Annotated in this window: 17 protein-coding genes and 1 tRNA gene; 9 read left to right on the top strand and 9 right to left on the bottom strand. The window is 67.6% G+C overall.

Going from position 1 to position 16,613, the window contains the following annotated elements; translation table 11 throughout:
* Window positions 1-78: 78 nt before the first annotated feature.
* Window positions 79-2,295: an esterase-like activity of phytase family protein gene (locus tag BOQ54_RS11920; protein WP_071923965.1), complete on the top strand. Its 2,217-nt coding sequence runs from the start codon at window positions 79-81 to the stop codon at window positions 2,293-2,295.
* 67 nt (window positions 2,296-2,362) lie between these two features.
* On the opposite strand, the gene BOQ54_RS11915 is transcribed toward BOQ54_RS11920, so the two are convergent.
* From BOQ54_RS11915 to groES, 3 genes are all read right to left on the bottom strand, one after another.
* The gene (locus tag BOQ54_RS11915) at window positions 2,363-2,746 is read right to left on the bottom strand and encodes a DoxX family protein (RefSeq protein WP_055457317.1); all 384 of its coding nucleotides are present in this window, start codon (window positions 2,744-2,746) and stop codon (window positions 2,363-2,365) included.
* Between the two features lie 292 nt (window positions 2,747-3,038).
* Window positions 3,039-4,676, bottom strand: coding sequence for a chaperonin GroEL (gene groL, locus BOQ54_RS11910; RefSeq protein ID WP_071923964.1), 1,638 nt, complete (start codon window positions 4,674-4,676; stop codon window positions 3,039-3,041).
* Between the two features lie 63 nt (window positions 4,677-4,739).
* The gene (gene groES, locus BOQ54_RS11905) at window positions 4,740-5,054 is read right to left on the bottom strand and encodes a co-chaperone GroES (RefSeq protein WP_019401251.1); all 315 of its coding nucleotides are present in this window, start codon (window positions 5,052-5,054) and stop codon (window positions 4,740-4,742) included.
* A gap of 291 nt (window positions 5,055-5,345) precedes the next feature.
* Between groES and BOQ54_RS11900 the strand changes: the two genes are divergently transcribed.
* Window positions 5,346-5,615: an usg protein gene (locus BOQ54_RS11900; protein ID WP_055457315.1), complete on the top strand. Its 270-nt coding sequence runs from the start codon at window positions 5,346-5,348 to the stop codon at window positions 5,613-5,615.
* A gap of 122 nt (window positions 5,616-5,737) precedes the next feature.
* Complete coding sequence (locus BOQ54_RS11895) at window positions 5,738-6,343, top strand: exopolysaccharide biosynthesis protein (RefSeq protein WP_055457314.1); 606 nt, start codon at window positions 5,738-5,740, stop codon at window positions 6,341-6,343.
* 28 nt (window positions 6,344-6,371) lie between these two features.
* On the opposite strand, the gene BOQ54_RS11890 is transcribed toward BOQ54_RS11895, so the two are convergent.
* From BOQ54_RS11890 to map, 3 genes are all read right to left on the bottom strand, one after another.
* Window positions 6,372-8,549, bottom strand: coding sequence for a putative bifunctional diguanylate cyclase/phosphodiesterase (locus BOQ54_RS11890; RefSeq protein ID WP_245316342.1), 2,178 nt, complete (start codon window positions 8,547-8,549; stop codon window positions 6,372-6,374).
* Window positions 8,550-8,646: 97 nt separating this feature from the next.
* Window positions 8,647-9,348, bottom strand: a complete 702-nt coding sequence (radC, locus tag BOQ54_RS11885; protein ID WP_071923962.1) for a RadC family protein — start codon at window positions 9,346-9,348, stop codon at window positions 8,647-8,649.
* Window positions 9,345-10,172, bottom strand: a complete 828-nt coding sequence (gene map / locus BOQ54_RS11880) for a type I methionyl aminopeptidase (RefSeq protein WP_055457311.1) — start codon at window positions 10,170-10,172, stop codon at window positions 9,345-9,347. Before map ends, radC begins: the two co-directional genes overlap by 4 nt.
* A 186-nt stretch (window positions 10,173-10,358) precedes the next feature.
* Here map and BOQ54_RS11875 point away from each other — a divergent pair, with 186 nt between their 5' ends.
* A complete protein-coding gene (locus BOQ54_RS11875; protein WP_071923961.1) occupies window positions 10,359-11,198 on the top strand; it encodes an FkbM family methyltransferase in 840 nt (279 codons plus the stop codon).
* 4 nt (window positions 11,199-11,202) lie between these two features.
* Here BOQ54_RS11875 and BOQ54_RS11870 read toward each other — a convergent pair whose 3' ends face one another.
* On the bottom strand, window positions 11,203-11,547 hold the full coding sequence (locus BOQ54_RS11870) for a hypothetical protein (protein ID WP_055457309.1): 345 nt from the start codon (window positions 11,545-11,547) through the stop codon (window positions 11,203-11,205).
* A 93-nt stretch (window positions 11,548-11,640) separates the two neighbouring features.
* Entirely contained in the window at window positions 11,641-12,354 is a 714-nt protein-coding gene (sfsA, locus tag BOQ54_RS11865; RefSeq protein ID WP_063189093.1) for a DNA/RNA nuclease SfsA, read from the bottom strand.
* 153 nt (window positions 12,355-12,507) lie between these two features.
* Here sfsA and BOQ54_RS11860 point away from each other — a divergent pair, with 153 nt between their 5' ends.
* A complete protein-coding gene (locus BOQ54_RS11860) occupies window positions 12,508-13,254 on the top strand; it encodes a competence/damage-inducible protein A (protein WP_071923960.1) in 747 nt (248 codons plus the stop codon).
* A 24-nt stretch (window positions 13,255-13,278) separates the two neighbouring features.
* Window positions 13,279-13,785 (top strand): xanthine phosphoribosyltransferase, encoded by a 507-nt coding sequence (gpt, locus tag BOQ54_RS11855; protein ID WP_055457306.1) that lies wholly within the window; start codon window positions 13,279-13,281, stop codon window positions 13,783-13,785.
* A gap of 3 nt (window positions 13,786-13,788) precedes the next feature.
* Here gpt and cbiB read toward each other — a convergent pair whose 3' ends face one another.
* Window positions 13,789-14,769, bottom strand: a complete 981-nt coding sequence (gene cbiB / locus BOQ54_RS11850; RefSeq protein ID WP_055457305.1) for an adenosylcobinamide-phosphate synthase CbiB — start codon at window positions 14,767-14,769, stop codon at window positions 13,789-13,791.
* A 19-nt stretch (window positions 14,770-14,788) separates the two neighbouring features.
* Here cbiB and cobD point away from each other — a divergent pair, with 19 nt between their 5' ends.
* The 3 genes from cobD to msrB all read left to right on the top strand — a co-directional run bounded on the left by cobD (window position 14,789) and on the right by msrB (window position 16,592).
* Window positions 14,789-15,832 (top strand): threonine-phosphate decarboxylase CobD, encoded by a 1,044-nt coding sequence (gene cobD, locus BOQ54_RS11845; protein WP_432431509.1) that lies wholly within the window; start codon window positions 14,789-14,791, stop codon window positions 15,830-15,832.
* A 44-nt stretch (window positions 15,833-15,876) separates the two neighbouring features.
* A tRNA-Leu gene (locus BOQ54_RS11840) sits at window positions 15,877-15,961 on the top strand.
* A 139-nt stretch (window positions 15,962-16,100) separates the two neighbouring features.
* Complete coding sequence (msrB, locus tag BOQ54_RS11835; RefSeq protein WP_071923958.1) at window positions 16,101-16,592, top strand: peptide-methionine (R)-S-oxide reductase MsrB; 492 nt, start codon at window positions 16,101-16,103, stop codon at window positions 16,590-16,592.
* The last annotated feature ends 21 nt before the right edge of the window (window positions 16,593-16,613 follow it).

Genomic DNA, 16,613 nt, shown 5'->3' with positions numbered 1-16,613 from the left:
CCGGACCTGTCACGCGAGTGTCATCGAAAAGAAGTGCATTGCGGTGCCTTACACCCGAGCGCTTCAATCGAGGACAACATGCGCCGACAGATGTTTCTCACGGCTCTCGCCGCCGCCCTGATGGCCGGCACGAGCGCGGCTGCCCTGGCCGAGCAGAGCTTCAACCGCATCGCCACCTTCCCGGTCGTCGCCAACCTGCCGGCGGATCGGGATGCGCAGAAGAAGAAGACGGTGGCCGAGATCATCGCCGCCTCCGAGGACGGCAACCTGCTCGTCTATACCGACTCGCCGCAGAACGCCGTCGGCTTCGTCGACATCACCGACCCGCGCCAGCCCAAGGCGGCCGGCTTCCTGCCCGTGGGCGGCGAGCCCACCTCGGTGACGGTCATCGGCGGCAAGGCCTTCGTCGCCGTCAACACGTCGAAGTCCTACAAGGAGCCGGACGGTGTCCTCGCCGTCGTCGACATCGCCGCGAAGAGCATCGAGGCGACCTGCGCCCTCGGCGGCCAGCCGGATTCGATCGCGGCGAGCCCGGACAAGGCCTTCCTCGCCATCGCCATCGAGAACGAGCGCGACGAGGAGGAGAACAAGGGTAAGCTGCCCCAACTGCCGGCCGGCAACCTCGCCATTCTCCCGGTGAAGGGTGGAGCGGTCGACTGCGCGGGCAAGAAGACGGTCGACCTCACCGGCCTTGCCGGGGTGGCGCCGGAGGATCCGGAGCCCGAGTTCGTCGCCGTCAACGGCCGCAATGAGGTGGTCGTCACCCTGCAGGAGAACAACCACATCGCCGTCGTCGATCTCGCCACGGCGAAGGTCGTCGGGCATTTGCCGGCCGGCACCGTGACTCTGGAGGCGATCGACACCAGGCGCGACAAGATCATATCCGCCACCGGCCGCCTCGAGAACGTGAAGCGCGAGCCCGACGCGGTGAAGTGGCTCGACGACGAGCGCTTCGTCACCGCCAACGAGGGCGATTACGAAGGCGGCTCGCGCGGCTTCACCATCTTCCGCAAGGACGGCACGGTGGAATACGACAGCGGCAACGCGCTCGAGCATCTCGCCATGCGCATCGGCCACTTCCCCGAGAAGCGCGCCGACAAGAAGGGCATCGAGCCCGAGGGCATCGAGGTCGCGCGCTACGGCGACGAGACGCTGATCTTCGTCGGCACGGAGCGGTCGTCCTTCGTCGCGGTCTATCGCGACGCCGGGCCGGGGCAGGCGCCGCAGTTCCTGCAGGTGCTGCCGTCGGGCATCGGCCCCGAAGGGCTGCTCGCCATCCCGCAGCGCAACCTCTTCGTCACGGCGAACGAGACCGACCTCGTCGAGGACGGCGGTCCGCGGGCGACGGTCATGATCTACGAGCGTAGCGAGGGGGCGCCGGTCTATCCGATGATCGCCTCCGCCGACGACGCGAAAGGCCTGCCCATCGCTTGGGGTGCACTGTCGGGCCTCGCGGCGGACGGCGCGCAGCCGGGCAGACTCTTCGCCGTGACAGACAGCGCCTATGCCGAGGCGCGCATCCTCGAGATCGATGCTGCGAAGAAGCCGGCGGTGATCACGCGCGCCATCACGGTGACGCGCGACGGGGCGCCGGCCAAGGGGCTAGACATCGAGGGGATCGCCTGGCGTCCGGCCGGCGGCTTCTGGCTCGCGTCCGAAGGCAACCCGGAGAAGAAGGACGTTCCCACGCACAGCAGCCTGGTGCGCGTCGATGCCGAGGGTGCGGTCGTCGAGGAGGTGGCGCTGCCCGAGACGCTTGCTGCGGCCGCCACACGGTTCGGCTTCGAGGGTGTCGCGGTCGTCGGCGAAGGCAACGAGGAGACGGTCTATGTCGCGGTGCAGCGCGAGTGGAAGGACGATCCCAAGGGCTTCGTGAAGATCCTCACCTACAAGCCGGCGACGAAGGCGTGGGGCGTCATGCGCTACCCGCTCGATGCCGCGCCGAAGGGCTGGATGGGCCTGTCGGAGCTCACCTATGTCGGCAACGACACCTTCGTCGTCATCGAGCGCGACAACCAGTTCGGCGACAAGGCCGTCAAGACGCTGCAGGCCTTCTCTGTCAAGGGGCTGACGCCGGCGGCGGTCGGCGAGAAGGATGCGCCCGTGGTCGAGAAGCGCAAGCTGCGCGATCTCGTGCCGGATCTCGCTTCGCCCAAGGGCTACGTGCTCGACAAGATCGAGAGCTTCGCGGTCGATGCGGCGGGCGACGCCTTCATCATCACCGACAACGACGGGGTGGACGACGCCTCGGGCGAGACGGTGTTCCTCAATCTCGGCCGCTTGACGAGCAACTGATCCCACGTACCGGAATCGGGAAAGGCGCGGGATATGTCCCGCGCCTTTCTGCATACACGTATCGCAGTCAGGCGGCGCGGCCGTCGACCGAGATGCGGCCGGCGCCGGCCGAGGCGATGGCAAGCAGACCGCCGGTGATCGCGACGTTCTTCCAGAAGTTGATCATCTGCTCGGGATCGACCCAGAACTGGTGGAAGAGAAGGGCGGAGAGCGCCGTGAACCCGGCCAGCGCGAGCGCGACGAGGCGCGTGTGCCAGCCGACGAGCAGCAGAAGGCCGCCGCCCAGTTCGACGAGGATGACGAGTGGGAGAAGAATGCCCGGCACGCCGGCCGATTCCATGTATCCCGCGGTGCCGGCGTAACCGGTGATCTTGTTGAACCCCGCCGGTATGAAGAGGACGGCAATCAGCACGCGTGCCAAAAGCAGTCCGAGCGCGTTCAACGATCCCATGTGCGGTTCCTTTCCGTTCGTCCGATTCTGTCGGAAAACGCGACGCCGACGGGAGCGACAATAGCTCATCTTGCGGGCGCTGAGCAGATGACCGGTGCAAGCCGCGGCTTGCGACGATGCAAGAGTGGACGGAGGCGTGCGGGCAAGGAAAAGGCGCGGGAGCCGAAGCCCCGCGCCTTCCCGAAGCACGTCTCGCAATCTGGGCGGATGGACTTCCTCAGAAGTCCATGCCGCCACTTCGGCCGATCCAGTCGGCCGAAGCACTTGCCTCAGCTTGGGCGGATGGACTTCCTCAGAAGTCCATGCCGCCCATGCCACCGCCCGGGATGGCGGGCGCGGCCGCTTCCTTCTTCGGCTTCTCGGCGACCATGGCTTCGGTCGTGATCAGCAGGGCGGCGACGGAGGCGGCATCCTGCAGGGCCGTGCGCACGACCTTGGCGGGGTCGATGATGCCCTTCTTGAACATGTCGCCGTATTCGCCAGCCTGGGCGTCGAAGCCGAAGGCGTAGTCGCCCTTCTCCAGCACCTTGCCGACAATGAGCGAGCCGTCCTCGCCGGCATTGATGGCGATCTGGCGGGCGGGGGCCTGGATGGCGCGGCGTACGATCTCGATGCCGGTGCGCTGGTCGTCGTTCGCCGGGGTCAGGCCGTCGAGCGCCTTGACGGAGCGCAGCAGCGCGACGCCGCCGCCGGGCAGGACGCCTTCCTCGACCGCGGCCTTCGTGGCGTGCATGGCGTCGTCGACGCGATCCTTCTTCTCCTTCACTTCGACCTCGGTGGCGCCGCCGACGCGGATGACGGCCACGCCGCCCGCGAGCTTGGCAAGACGCTCCTGCAGCTTCTCACGGTCGTAGTCCGAGGTGGTCTCCTCGATCTGCGCCTTGATCTGCTGCACGCGGGCCTCGATGTCGGCCTTGGAGCCGGCACCGTCGACGATGGTGGTGTTCTCCTTCTCGATCACCACCTTCTTGGCCCGGCCGAGCATGTTGAGGGTGACGTTCTCGAGCTTGATGCCGAGATCTTCGGATATGGCCGTGCCGCCGGTCAGGATGGCGATGTCCTGCAGCATGGCCTTGCGGCGATCACCGAAGCCCGGCGCCTTCACCGCCGCGACCTTGAGGCCGCCGCGCAGCTTGTTGACGACGAGCGTGGCGAGCGCCTCGCCCTCGACGTCCTCGGCGACGATCAGGAGCGGCTTGGTGGACTGGACGACGGCCTCGAGGACCGGGAGCAGTTCGTTGAGCGAGGAGAGCTTCTTCTCGTGAATGAGGATGTAGGGATCCTCCAGCTCCGCGCGCATCTTATCGGCGTTGGTGACGAAGTAGGGCGAGAGATAGCCGCGGTCGAACTGCATGCCCTCGACGACGTCGAGCTCGGTGGCAAGGCTCTTGGCCTCCTCGACCGTGATGACGCCCTCGTTGCCGACCTTCTGCATCGCCTCGGCAAGGAAGCGGCCAATCTCCGTGTCGCCGTTGGCCGAAATGGTGCCGACCTGGGCGATCTCGTCGTTGCTGGAGATCTTGCGAGCGTTCTTCTTGAGGTCGGCGACAATGGCCTCGACGGCCATGTCGATGCCGCGCTTGAGGTCCATCGGATTCATGCCGGCGGCGACCGACTTGGCGCCTTCCTTCACGATCGCCTGGGCGAGGACCGTGGCCGTCGTGGTGCCGTCACCGGCCAGATCGTTCGTCTTCGAGGCCACCTCGCGCACCATCTGCGCGCCCATGTTCTCGAACTTGTCCTCAAGCTCGATTTCCTTGGCGACCGTCACGCCGTCCTTCGTGATGCGCGGCGCGCCGAAAGACTTCTCGATCACCACGTTGCGGCCCTTCGGGCCCAGCGTCACTTTCACCGCATTGGCGAGAACGTCCACGCCGCGCAGCATCTTCTCGCGCGCGTCAGCCGAAAATTTTACGTCCTTGGCAGCCATAATCGTCACTCCCTGATAGACATGACTTCAGGCATCAGATGGGTTCATGCCAGAAGGGCCCCCTCAGGCGGCCTTCCTGCTCTGCGCGGTGCTCTCGATCACGCCCATGATGTCGCTCTCCTTCATGATGAGCAGATCCTGGCCGTCGATCTTCACCTCGGTGCCCGACCATTTGCCGAACAGCACGCGATCGCCGACCTTGACATCCGGGGCGACGATCTTGCCGTTGTCGTCACGCGCGCCGGGACCGACGGCGACGACCTCACCCTCCTGCGGCTTTTCCTTGGCCGTGTCGGGGATGATGATGCCGCCCTTGGTCTTCTCCTCGCTGTCGAGGCGACGGACGACCACGCGGTCGTGCAGCGGACGGAACTTCATCGCGAACCTCCTGAAATGGCTGATTCATTTTTCGATGTCGCCCGACGGCCCCGGATGGCAGCCGCCCGGCGCACCGGCGAGATAGGTGACGGGCGCGAAGCCCGCAAGGCCCTCGAAGCAAAATTTTGGCAGTCGCGCGCCGAGAGTGCCAGGGCATTGACGCCGGGGTTTGTCAGCAATCTGGCGTGACTGCTGCTAAGGCATTGGAAATAAACATATAATTCATAAATTATGCTTGAAAATGGATACCGCCATCGTTCACCATAGGCCCATTGCGACGAAGGAGGAGCTATGGTTTCGAGCGACTTCGTGAAGCAGGTGGCCGGCTACGGCCTGACCACCGCCACCATCCTCTACCGCATGCCGGATCATCCGCGCCTGCTGCAGACCTACATCTGGCAGGACTACGACATGGCGCCGCGCTTTCCGGAACTACACCGTTTCCTGGAATTCTGGCAGAGGAAGCTGGAGGGGCCGCTTCATTCGGTGACCGTTGCTCACAGCCGGCTTATCAAGCCGGCGGAGCTCAGGCTCGTGGACGGCATGGTGAGCCTGCACTGAGCGGCAAGGCGACTGCGCGGGCCGCATACCCGCTGGCCGTGCCCCCGTCCGGCGCCCCCTTGGCCGGGGGGCAGCAGTGAGATAGGAATGCGACCTCACAAACTGAGGCCCGGTCCTACCTCGTGTCGACGCTGCCCCGTACCTCCGCCGTCCTCCATGCACTCACGGTCGGCGAGGGCGAATACCTGACCGTCGACGAGATCCTGCAGACCTTGCGCCAGCAGGCCTTTGCCCTGCTCGTCGTGGTGCTGGGCCTGCCGAACTGCCTGCCGATGCCGCCGCCGATCCCGCTCATCTGCGGTTTCGTGCTCGCCTTCGTGGCGCTGCAGATGGCGCTTGGCCGGCAGGCGCCGTGGCTGCCGCGACAGCTGTTGCGCAAGTCCGTCGCGCGGGCCGACGTCTCGCGGGCCGTTGAACGGGCCATGCCCGTCCTGCGCCGGCTGGAGCGCATGTCGCGGCCGCGCCTGCAGTTCTTCGCCACGCAGCCCGGCATGCGGGCAATGGGCCTCGTCCTGCTCGTCGTGGCGCTGGGGCTGCTCGTCTCCGCGCCGTTCATCGGTCAGATACCGCTCGGCCTCGCGGCTTGCCTCATCGGTCTCGGCCTCGTGGAGCGCGACGGCATCGTTATCATTCTCGGCATGACCGCAGGCGCCTTCGGCATCGGCCTCAGCCTCGGCTTCATCGTCGCGATCGTCAGCGGCATCGCCGCACTCGTCGGCTACGCCTGACGTTCGGCAGGCGGGGGCGGCCGCGCTCTCAGGCGACGGCGTCGGTGCGGCTCTTGCCGGGCTCGATGCCGAGCAGCCGGTCGATCGCATCGGCCGGGACAGGTTTCGAGAACAGGTAGCCCTGCAGTTCGTGACAGCCGAGCGCCTGCAGGAAGCGGTGCTGCTCGCTTGTCTCCACGCCCTCTGCCGTCACGGTGAGGCCAAGCGCCCGGCCGAGATGGACGACGGAATGCACGAGGATGGCCGATTCCCCTGTCGTCTCCATGCTCTCGAGGAACGAGCGGTCGATCTTGATCTTGTCGAAGGCGAAGCGGCGTAGGTAGATCAAGCTCGAATAGCCGGTGCCGAAATCGTCGAGCGCGAGGCGCACGCCGCGGGCCCGCAGTTCCATCATGGCATCTTCGGCCGCGTCCGCATCGTCCATGACGACGCCTTCGGTGACCTCCAGCTCGACGCGCGTCGGATCGATGTCCGCCGTTTCGATGATGGTCATGACGCTGGAGACAAAGTCGCGCTGGCGGAACTGGATGGGCGAGACATTGACGGCGATGCGCAGGCCCGGCCAGCGCTTGGCGTCCTCGCAGGCCTTGCGCAGCACCCATTCGCCGAGCGGGATGATGAGGCCGCGCTCCTCCGCGATGGCGATGAACTGCTGCGGCGGGATCATGCCGTGCTGGGGATGCGGCCAGCGCACCAGCGCCTCGACCCCGACGATCTCCTCGCCGTTCGCCTTGTACTGGGGCTGGTAGTGCAGTTCGAGCTCGTCGGCGAGGATGGCCGCGCGCAGATCATCCTCCACCACCTTGCGCAGGCGCAGCGCCTCGTCCATCTGGCGCTCGAAGAAGCTGTAGCGGTTGCGGCCGCCGTTCTTGGCCTGGTAAAGCGCCGTGTCGGCGAGCCGCATCAGCGTCTCGCGTTCGGTCCCGTTGCGCGGACTCAACGCCACACCGATCGAGACGCCGATGGTGACGGAGCCACCGGGCACCTCGCAAGGCATGGTCAGGGCGTCGAGAATGCGCCGCGCCAGCGCTTCCGCGTCGCGCGGGTCCTTGACGTCCGTCTGGATGATGGCGAATTCGTCGCCGCCGAAGCGGGCGAGCGTGTCCGCGCCGCGCAGGAGGTTGGACAGGCGCCGCGCGACGATGCGGATGAGCATGTCTCCCGCCTCGTGGCCGTAGGTGTCGTTGACATCCTTGAACCGGTCGAGGTCAAGGAACATCACGGCGAGGCCCTCGTCGGAGCGCTTGATGCGGGCGAGCTCCTGGTCGAGACGCATGCCGAAGAGCAGACGGTTGGGCAGGCCGGAAAGGGAATCGTGGCCCGCCAGTCGCTGCACCTGCTCCTGACGCCGGTTGAGTTCGATCAGCTGGCCGCGCACATGCAGCAGGATGCCGGCGGCAAAGGCGAGTGTCAGCAGCGCGATGGCGCCGATGGCGGTGAGCGCCTGGCTGTTGATGAGGGCGCTCGGCAGCGACGATTGCCAGACGAGGAAGGCGGGGCCACGGTCCGTGGCGTCGTCGACGGCGATGGCGCCTCCCCGGTGCGGCCCGTTGCTGGCCGTGAGGCGCAGTTCCTGCAGGCCGAGCGGACCGGCGATCTCCGCCAGGGCCCGCGCATCGAGCTCGCTGGCACCGACAACGATATGCGGACTTTCGTTGCTGATCGTCGTCGCGGCCACCACATAGGCGCTCCAGCCGTCGTGCACGATGCGGGTCGCGCCGCTCGTCACTGCGGTGCCGGCATGGAGTGGTAGTTCGCTGATCTCCTTCTGCCGCACGTCGCGGGCGACGGCATCGAAGATCACTTGTCGCGCATCGAAGTCATGCTGGCCCGCCACCCGTCCGCCAACGCTGCCGAAGAGCACGGAATTGTCCGTGTCGAGCAGGAAGATCGCCCATTGCCGGGTGAGGCTCTTGTTCTCGGACGTGAGGATGGCCGCCGTGCCGACGGGATCGACCGGGGGGCGGCTCACCTTGGCCTCGGCCAGAGTCGTCGCGAAGGCGCGCAGGCGTTCGAGCGTGTGCTGGCGCAGATCGTTCAGCGCAAGGGTCACGCGAGCGCGTTCGTCCTGCATGGCCGCCTGGTCGAGCGTGCGGCTCATCCACCAGAACACGCTGCCCGAGAGCAGCAGGATCAAGAGGATCAGCGCCGCCATCGGCCACACGAGGCGCGTGGCGACGGTCGTGGGGGAAGGGAAGCCTTTCACGGGCAAGCGTGCGGATCCTCGCGCTCGAAGCGGGTGCCCCACCGTGCCGCACGTTCCTTTAAATCAAGTTTCCTTTTCTGTCGCCTGCGCGGTTTTCTCACTCCAGCAGCCCCAGCCCGCGAAAGCTCGCGTGGCCGTCGCGACCGACGATGATGTGGTCGTGCACCAGGACGCCGAGCGGCTCGGCAATCTCGCCGATGGTCCGCGTCATCTTGATGTCGGCGGACGAGGGCGTCGGATCGCCTGACGGGTGATTGTGCACGAGGATGATTGCCGTTGCCGAAAGTTCGAGCGCCCGCTTGACGACCTCGCGCGGATAGACCGGCGTATGGTCGACGGTGCCGGTCTGCTGCAGTTCGTCGGCGATCAGGCCGTTGCGCTTGTCGAGGAAGAGGACGCGGAAATGCTCCTTGTCCGCGAAGGCCATGGCCGTGCGGCAATAATCGATGACGGCGTTCCAAGAGGAGAGCAGGGGGCGCTTGGCAACGGCGCCGCGCGTGATGCGCCGGGCCGCGGCCTCGACGATCTTGAGGTCGGTGACGACGCTGTCGCCGATGCCTTCGACCTCGGCGAGGCGCGAGGGCGGCGCCGCGAGCACCTCGGCGAAGGACCCGAAGCGCCGGATCAGCTCCTTCGCCAGCGCCTTCACGTCCCGCCGCGGGATCGAGCGGAACAGCACGAGCTCGAGCAGTTCGTAGTCGGCGAGCGCGGCTTCTCCAGCCTCCCGGAAACGGCTGCGCAGCCGCTCGCGGTGGCCATGGTAGTGGGGCGTGTCCTCGGCGTCGCCGACGGTGGTCATGCAGGCGTCTTGTAGGGGGGCTGATGATAGCCCTTGGGGGAGAGCGTGAAGATCTCGACGCCGGTTTCGGTGACGCCGACGGTATGTTCGAACTGCGCCGAGAGCGAACGGTCGCGCGTGACCGCGGTCCACCCGTCGGACAGGACCTTCACGTGCGGACGACCGAGATTGATCATCGGCTCGATGGTGAAGATCATGCCCGGCTTCAGCGGCACGCCTTCGCCGCGCCGGCCGAAGTGCAGGATGCTCGGCTGCTCGTGGAAGGAGCGGCCGACGCCATGGCCGCAGAAGTCGCGCACCACGGAGCAGCGCTCGCCCTCGGCATATTCCTGGATGACCGCGCCGATGTCGCCCGTCGTCGCGCCGGGGCGCACGACGGCGATGCCGCGCATCATGGCCTCGTAGGTCACCTCCATGAGGCGCTGGGCGCGGCGAGGAACCTCGCCGACGGGGTACATGCGGCTCGAATCGCCGTACCACCCATCGACGATGAAGGTCACGTCGATGTTGACAATGTCGCCTTCGCGCAACGGCTTCTCGTCCGGCTGGCCGTGGCACACCACGTGGTTGATCGATGTGCAGCACGAATGGCGGTAGCCGCGATACATCAGCGTCGCCGACAGGGCCCCGTGGTCCATGGCGAACTGGAACACCATCCGGTCGATTTCGGCGGTCGTGACACCAGGGGCCACGTGGTCGGCCAGCATGTCGAGGCACTCGGCAACGAGGCGGCCGGCCTTGCGCATGCCCTCGAAACCCTCGGGGCCATAATAGACGATATTGTTGGCGCGGCGCGGCGCAAGTTCGCTGTCGAGATCTACCATGTCGCTTGTCCGGGGCGCCCCCGCGCCCGATCACTGCCCCAATCTATTGATCAAAGCCGCCGACGCAAGGGATGGCGCGAAAGGCGCGGGTGATGTCGGCGCTGGCGCCGGCGGGCGGTGACGTGTATGGCAAGAGCAAGACGAAACGGGCGGCGCCCTTCCCGAACACGCCGCGATCCCAGGACGATGACGATCAGCTCCTTCAACGATACCGAACCCTTCGGCCGCTTCGCGCCCAGGTCGCTGGCCCGGACGATGATCGAGATGACGCGCAGCCTGCCGGAAAGCTGGCTGGGCAGGCGCGCCGCCTATGGCCTCAGGCGGCTCGTGATCAACCGTCTCGACGGCGCGCCGGTCGATGTCGAGACGCTGGGGGCGCGCATGCGCCTCTACCCCTACGACAACGTCTGCGAAAAGAAGATCCTGTTCACGCCGCAGTTCTTCGACCGGCAAGAGCGGGCGCTGCTTGCCGAGCGCATCGGCGACGGCTTCGTCTTCATGGACGTGGGGGCGAATGTCGGCGCCTATGCGCTCTTCGTGGCGGCGCTCGCGGGCCCGCGTGCACGCATTCTCGCCGTCGAGCCGCAGCCCGACATCTTCGAGCGCCTGGTCTTCAACATCAGCCTCAATCCTTTCGGGACTATCAAGGCGGTGGCTTGCGCCGTCGCGGACCGGGCGGGCGAACTGACGCTCTTTCTCGACCACGAGAACCGCGGCGAGTCGAGCGTCAAGATCGTCGGCTCCGGCACCGCCAAGTCGGTGCGCGTACCGGCGACGACGCTGGCCGACCTCGCGCGCGAGGAGGGGTTCGAGCGCATCGATGCCATCAAGCTCGACGTCGAGGGAGCGGAGGATCTGATCCTCGAGCCATTCCTGCAGCATGCGTCGCCGTCGCTCTTTCCGCGGCTCGTCATCCTGGAGGATGGCAGCGGGCGCTGGCAGATCGACCTGCCTGCGCTGTTGCGCGAGAAGGGTTACAAGCTCCTCGTCAAGACGCGGATGAATTTCGTCTTCGAGCGGTCGTGAGCCGTCATTTCTTACCGCGCGTTTCCTGATCGAGCTTGAGGCACTCGTAGAGCTCGACATAGCTCGGCAGGTCGGCGCCACGTGTCTCCGAGAGGCATTCGTCGCGCTGGACCGCGGGGAAGCTCGCCCATTCCTTCTCCAGCGTGGCGTGGGTGCCGTTCTCCTGCGCCATACAGCCGTCGAAGGCCGCCTGGTCGAACTGCCGGCTCTGGCCGAGCGCGTCGGCGGTGGCGGCGTCGCGGCAGCTGCGCTCGACGTCGAGAGCCGGTGGCCCGTCCGCCGCGAGGCTCTGCTGCAGGCCGAGGACAAGAAGCGGAACGGCGAGAAAAGCAAGATGGGCGGGCAGCATCGTTGACCCCCAGCATGACGGCCGTCGAGGCGAGGGCGACGGTACGCGTGCCGCAGCATAGCGCAACAGAGGAACGGCCGTTAGTCCGGCGGATCAGACGAGGATGGGCAGCGGCGTCTCGGCGACGATGCCGGCCGGCGTCACGCGGCAGGCGAGCGCATAGGCCTCGACGCCGCGTGCGCGGGCCCGCGCAAAGGCGCGGGCATAGGCAGGGTCGAGATCGGCGGCGAGCGTGAAGGCCTCCGCCTCCATCTGGACGATGAACAGCATCGCGGCGCGCGCGCCGGTTTCCACCATGTCGCCGAGCTCCTCGAGATGCTTGGCGCCGCGGGCGGTGACGCAATCCGGGAATTCGGCGAGGCCGGGCCGGCGCATCAGATGGACGTTCTTGACTTCGACGTAGCAGGGCGGGCGCCCATCCGCCTCGAGCAGGATGTCGACGCGGCTCGTCCGGCCGTACCTGACCTCGCGCCGCAGGCGCTCGTAACCCGCGAGTTGCGGAATGAGCGCGGCCGCGATCGCCTCTGCGGCAAGGAGGTTGGGATGACCCGTGTTGATGCCGACGAGTTGCGGCCCGCGCCAGCCGAAGTCCACCTCGACCAGCTCCCAGGAGAGCGGCAGCTTGCGTGCCGGATTGGCCGAGCGCGAGAGGAAGACGCGGCTCCCGGGTGTCAGGAGGCCGAGCATGGCGCCGGGATTGGCGCAATGGACGGTGACGATGTCGTCTTCGCGAAGTGCGATATCGGCGAGAAAGCGCTTGTAGCGGCGCAGGAGGCGCCCTTCGGCGAGGGGGCTGTCAAACTGCATCGACTCCTCCGGCTGGACGGCCGGCAGGTAGCAGCGCCATGCCTCCGCGACAAGCCGGCGGGCAGCTTTGCTCTTGATCTTGCCCCGCCATGCCGCGAAAACCCCTTCCGACGGCGGCGGGTGATGCCATAAAGCCGGGCGAGGGAGACATGCATGGCGGCAGCAGCACAGGGCCCGGTGACGGCGGCGGTTCTCGTCATCGGTGACGAGATCCTGTCCGGACGCACCAAGGACAAGAACATCGGCTATATCGCCGACTATCTCACCGCCATCGGCATCGACCTGCGCGAGGTGCGCGTCGTACCCGACGTGGAGGAGGAGATCGTCGCCGCGGTCAACGCGCTCAGGGCCCGCTACGACTATCTCTTCACCACCGGCGGCATTGGGCCGACGCATGACGACATCACGGCGGACAGCGTCGCCAAGGCCTTCGGCGTCGGCATCGGCGAGGACCCGCGCGCCATCGCGATGCTCCTCGAACGCATCAGGCCGGAGGACCTCAACGAAGCGCGCCGGCGCATGGCGCGCATCCCGCACGGGGCCGAGCTCATCGCCAATCCCGTTTCCAAGGCGCCGGGCTTCCGCATCGGCAACGTCATCGTCATGGCGGGCGTGCCCGCCATCATGCAGGCGATGCTCGACGAGGTGGCGCCGACGTTGAGCACCGGGCGGCGCATGCTCTCGGCCACCATCCGTGCCGACGCGAAGGAGGGCGACATCGCCGCGCCGCTGAAGGCGATCGCCGACGCCCATCCCGACGTCTCCATCGGCAGCTATCCCTTCTCCGAAGATGGCCGCTTCAATACCAACATCGTCGTGCGCAGTCGCGATGCGGCGCGCCTCGAAGCCGTCCGCGCCGCCGTGGCCGAGATGGTCGCGCGGCTCCACGCGGCGTCCTGACGTTCGATACCAGAGGCAAGACCCATGTCGCCCACCTCCGAAAAGGCCTTTCCCGTCTCCTGGGACCAGTTCCACCGCGATGCGCGCGCGCTCGCCTGGCGCTTGCACGGCGCCGGGCCCTTCGAGGCTATCGTCTGCATCACGCGCGGCGGCCTCGTGCCTGCGGCGGTCGTGGCACGCGAACTCGAGATCCGCCTCATCGAGACGGTCTGCATCGCGAGCTACCACGACTACCAGAACCAGGGCGAGCTGATTGTCCTCAAGGAGATCGATCCGAAGATCCGTGCGCTCGGCGATGGCAGCGGTGCAGGAGTGCTCGTCGTGGACGACCTCGTCGACACGGGCAAGACGGCGCGCATGGTGCGGCAGATGCTGCCCAAGGCGCATTTCGCCACCGTCTATGCCAAGCCGCAGGGCCGGCCGGTGGTCGATACCTTCGTCACCGAGGTGTCGCAGGACACCTGGATCTACTTCCCCTGGGACATGGGCCTCACCTTCCAGCCGCCGATCCGCAACGGCGCGTCCGGCTGAGCCTCAGGCGAGCACCAGCGCCGCAAGGGCGGCGAGGACGAGCCACTGCAGCATCGAGGCGCGCCGGAAGAGCGCGAGCGCGCGGCGGATGTCGGCGGCCGTCGCCTCGGCGCGGCCGTTTCCCATGAAGGCGTCCTCGACGCGCGTCGTGCCGTAGATGCGCGGGCCGGCGAGCCTGAGGCCGAGCGCGCCCGCCATGGCGGCTTCCGGCCAGCCGGCATTGGGCGAGCGATGGCGGCGGGCGTCGCGGCGCACGGCGGCGATCGCCGCACGCGCATCGGCGCCGCGCGTCAGCGCCGCCGCGAGCACGAGAAAGAGAGCTGTCAGGCGCGAGGCCGGCAGGTTGACGAGATCATCGAGGCGGGCCGCGGCCCAGCCGAAGGCGGCATGCCTCTCGGTCTTGTGGCCGATCATGCTGTCGGCCGTGTTGACGGCCTTGTAGGCCGCAGCCCCGGGCAAACCCGCCACGGCCAGCCAGAAGACCGGCGCGACGACGCCATCCGAAAAGTTCTCGGCGAGGCTTTCGATGGCGGCGCGGGCGACGCCCGCCTCGTCGAGCGTTTCGGGGTTGCGGCCGACGATCATGGCCACTGCCCGGCGCCCGCCGTGGAGCCCCTCCGTTTCCAGTCCGACGGCGACGGCCGCGACATGCTCGTGAAGGCTGCGCTGTGCAACGAGGCTCGATGCGACAGCGGCGACCGCGACGAGTGCCAGCGGACCCAGGAGGCCCAGCAATGCCTCCTGCAGGAGGAGGGCGGGGATTGCCGCAGCAGCGACGATGACGAGAAGGGCGATAACGCCCCCGGCGCGCCGCGTGGTAAATGATTCGTTCTGCCTGTTGAGATGCCGGTCGAGCCATGCGATGAGCAGTCCCAGCCAGGTCACGGGATGGCCGGCGACACGGAAGAGGGCGCGCGGATAACCGGCAATCGCCTCAAGAGCGACGGTGAGCGCGGCGAGGGGAAGGGCAAACGTGAGATCCATGACGGAGCATGCCGATAGCATGGCTCAGCCCGGCAGCCGAGACGGCATTGTGCACGGTGGGGACCTCGGCGTGGCGCGCCGGCTGTTCCCGGCCGCGCCGCAGCCGTGGCTCGACCTGTCGACGGGCATCAATCCGCATCCGTTTCCATTGCCGTCGCTCGCGGCGGACTGCTGGACCCGCCTGCCGGAGGAAGGGGAGCGGCGGCAGCTGGAGGCGAAGGCGGTCGCGGCCTATGGTGTTGCGCCGCAGGCCCGTTGCGTTGCGGCGCCGGGCACACAGGCGCTCATCCAGCTGCTGCCGCGCCTGCGTCCGCGCGGCCGCGTCGCGGTTCTCGGCCCGACCTACGGCGAACACGTCACGGCGTGGCAGGCGGCGGGGCATGACGTGCGCGTCACCGCGAGCGTGGATGATCTTGCCGCCTCGGACGTGGCGGTGATCGTCAATCCCAACAACCCGGATGGGCACGCGTTGCCGCCGGCCGCGATCGTCGCCCTTGCCGGGCGCATGCGCCACTGGGACGGTCTCGTCATCGTCGACGAGGCTTTCGCCGATGTGATGCCGCAGGTGAGCTGTGCCGGGCTGCTCGACGCCGCCGCGCCGATCCTGCTGCTGCGCTCCTTCGGCAAGGCCTACGGCCTCGCCGGGGTGCGCCTCGGCTTTGCCATCACGGTCGACGAGGCGCTGGCCGGGCAGATCCGGCAGGAACTCGGCCCGTGGGCCGTTCCCGGCCCGACGCTGGCCGTCGGGCTTGCGGCGCTTGGCGACCGCGTCTGGATCGAGGCCATGCGGCACCGGCTCGCGAGCGATGCGGCTCGGCTCGACACGCTGCTGGCCGGCCCGGAGCTTGCGGTCGTCGGCGGCACGCCGCTCTTCCGGCTGGTCGAGACGAGCCGCGCCGGGGCGCTGTTCGAGCATCTGGGCGCACGCGGTATCTACGTCCGCCGCTTCGACCAGGCGCCGAACCGCCTACGCTTCGGCCTGCCGGGGGATGAAGCGGCCTGGACCCGCCTTGCCACCGCCCTTGCACAATTTCCGCAGCGAAGGGCCTCGAAGCGCGCGTGAGCCGGGTTGCGCCCGCTCCCGCCGAGCGGTAACCCTCGCCGCATGCGGACGTGGCGAAACTGGTAGACGCAAGGGACTTAAAATCCCTCGGGCATGCCCGTGCGGGTTCGATCCCCGCCGTCCGCACCAGACTGATCGCGCCCTCACACGGGCGTGACATCGCGCCTTCGTGACAGCCGGTCCGTCCCCGCCGGCCTATCCTTGCGCCGCACGATCCGACAGCGGCCGCGTCCCGCCTCGTGGGGCCGGCCGGAACCTGGGTGGGACGATGATGAGCCGCAGGAACATTCTGGGGGGAGGCGCACTGGCCGCGGGAGCGGCTGCGGTCGGACGCCTCTTCGGCGCCCGCGAGGAAGCGAAGGCCGCGGGGCGCTTTCCCGTCGAGAAGAGTGACGAGGAGTGGCGGGCGCAGCTCACGCCGGCGCAATATAACGTCCTGCGCAAGCATGGCACCGAGCGAGCCGGGACGAGCCCGCTCAACGGCGAGAAGCGCGCCGGCATCTATCATTGCGCCGGCTGCGGGCAGGCCGTGTTCTCCTCCTCGACGAAGTTCGAGAGCGGCACGGGCTGGCCGAGCTTCTATGCACCCATTGCAGGAGCGGTCGGCACGTCGGAGGACCGCAGCTTCTTCATGACCCGCACCGAGGTGCATTGCAGCCGTTGCGGTGGCCATCTCGGCCATGTCTTCGACGACGGGCCGCCGCCGACGGGCCTGCGCTATTGCATGAACGGTGTCGCCATGACCTTCACGCCGTCGTAGGCTCGATCATTTCCGACCGGT

The organism is Chelatococcus daeguensis, from assembly GCF_001887265.1.
Lineage (GTDB): Bacteria > Pseudomonadota > Alphaproteobacteria > Rhizobiales > Beijerinckiaceae > Chelatococcus_A > Chelatococcus_A sambhunathii.
Note: the sequence above shows the minus strand (reverse complement) of the source record. Positions and strands in the feature narration are given on the sequence as shown.

Bases quoted from the DNA above. Each gene is read 5' to 3' on its own strand.
- groES (WP_019401251.1), bottom strand. From the start codon at position 5,054: ATGAAGTTCCGTCCGCTGCACGACCGCGTGGTCGTCCGTCGCCTCGAC.
- cobD (WP_432431509.1), top strand. From the start codon at position 14,789: ATGGCTCAGCCCGGCAGCCGAGACGGCATTGTGCACGGTGGGGACCTC.
- gpt (WP_055457306.1), top strand. From the start codon at position 13,279: ATGTCGCCCACCTCCGAAAAGGCCTTTCCCGTCTCCTGGGACCAGTTC.
- BOQ54_RS11900 (WP_055457315.1), top strand. From the start codon at position 5,346: ATGGTTTCGAGCGACTTCGTGAAGCAGGTGGCCGGCTACGGCCTGACC.
- sfsA (WP_063189093.1), bottom strand. From the start codon at position 12,354: ATGCAGTTTGACAGCCCCCTCGCCGAAGGGCGCCTCCTGCGCCGCTAC.
- BOQ54_RS11920 (WP_071923965.1), top strand. From the start codon at position 79: ATGCGCCGACAGATGTTTCTCACGGCTCTCGCCGCCGCCCTGATGGCC.
- groL (WP_071923964.1), bottom strand. From the start codon at position 4,676: ATGGCTGCCAAGGACGTAAAATTTTCGGCTGACGCGCGCGAGAAGATG.
- BOQ54_RS11870 (WP_055457309.1), bottom strand. From the start codon at position 11,547: ATGCTGCCCGCCCATCTTGCTTTTCTCGCCGTTCCGCTTCTTGTCCTC.
- map (WP_055457311.1), bottom strand. From the start codon at position 10,172: ATGGTAGATCTCGACAGCGAACTTGCGCCGCGCCGCGCCAACAATATC.
- BOQ54_RS11915 (WP_055457317.1), bottom strand. From the start codon at position 2,746: ATGGGATCGTTGAACGCGCTCGGACTGCTTTTGGCACGCGTGCTGATT.
- cbiB (WP_055457305.1), bottom strand. From the start codon at position 14,769: ATGGATCTCACGTTTGCCCTTCCCCTCGCCGCGCTCACCGTCGCTCTT.
- BOQ54_RS11860 (WP_071923960.1), top strand. From the start codon at position 12,508: ATGGCGGCAGCAGCACAGGGCCCGGTGACGGCGGCGGTTCTCGTCATC.
- BOQ54_RS11875 (WP_071923961.1), top strand. From the start codon at position 10,359: ATGACGATCAGCTCCTTCAACGATACCGAACCCTTCGGCCGCTTCGCG.
- msrB (WP_071923958.1), top strand. From the start codon at position 16,101: ATGATGAGCCGCAGGAACATTCTGGGGGGAGGCGCACTGGCCGCGGGA.
- radC (WP_071923962.1), bottom strand. From the start codon at position 9,348: ATGACCACCGTCGGCGACGCCGAGGACACGCCCCACTACCATGGCCAC.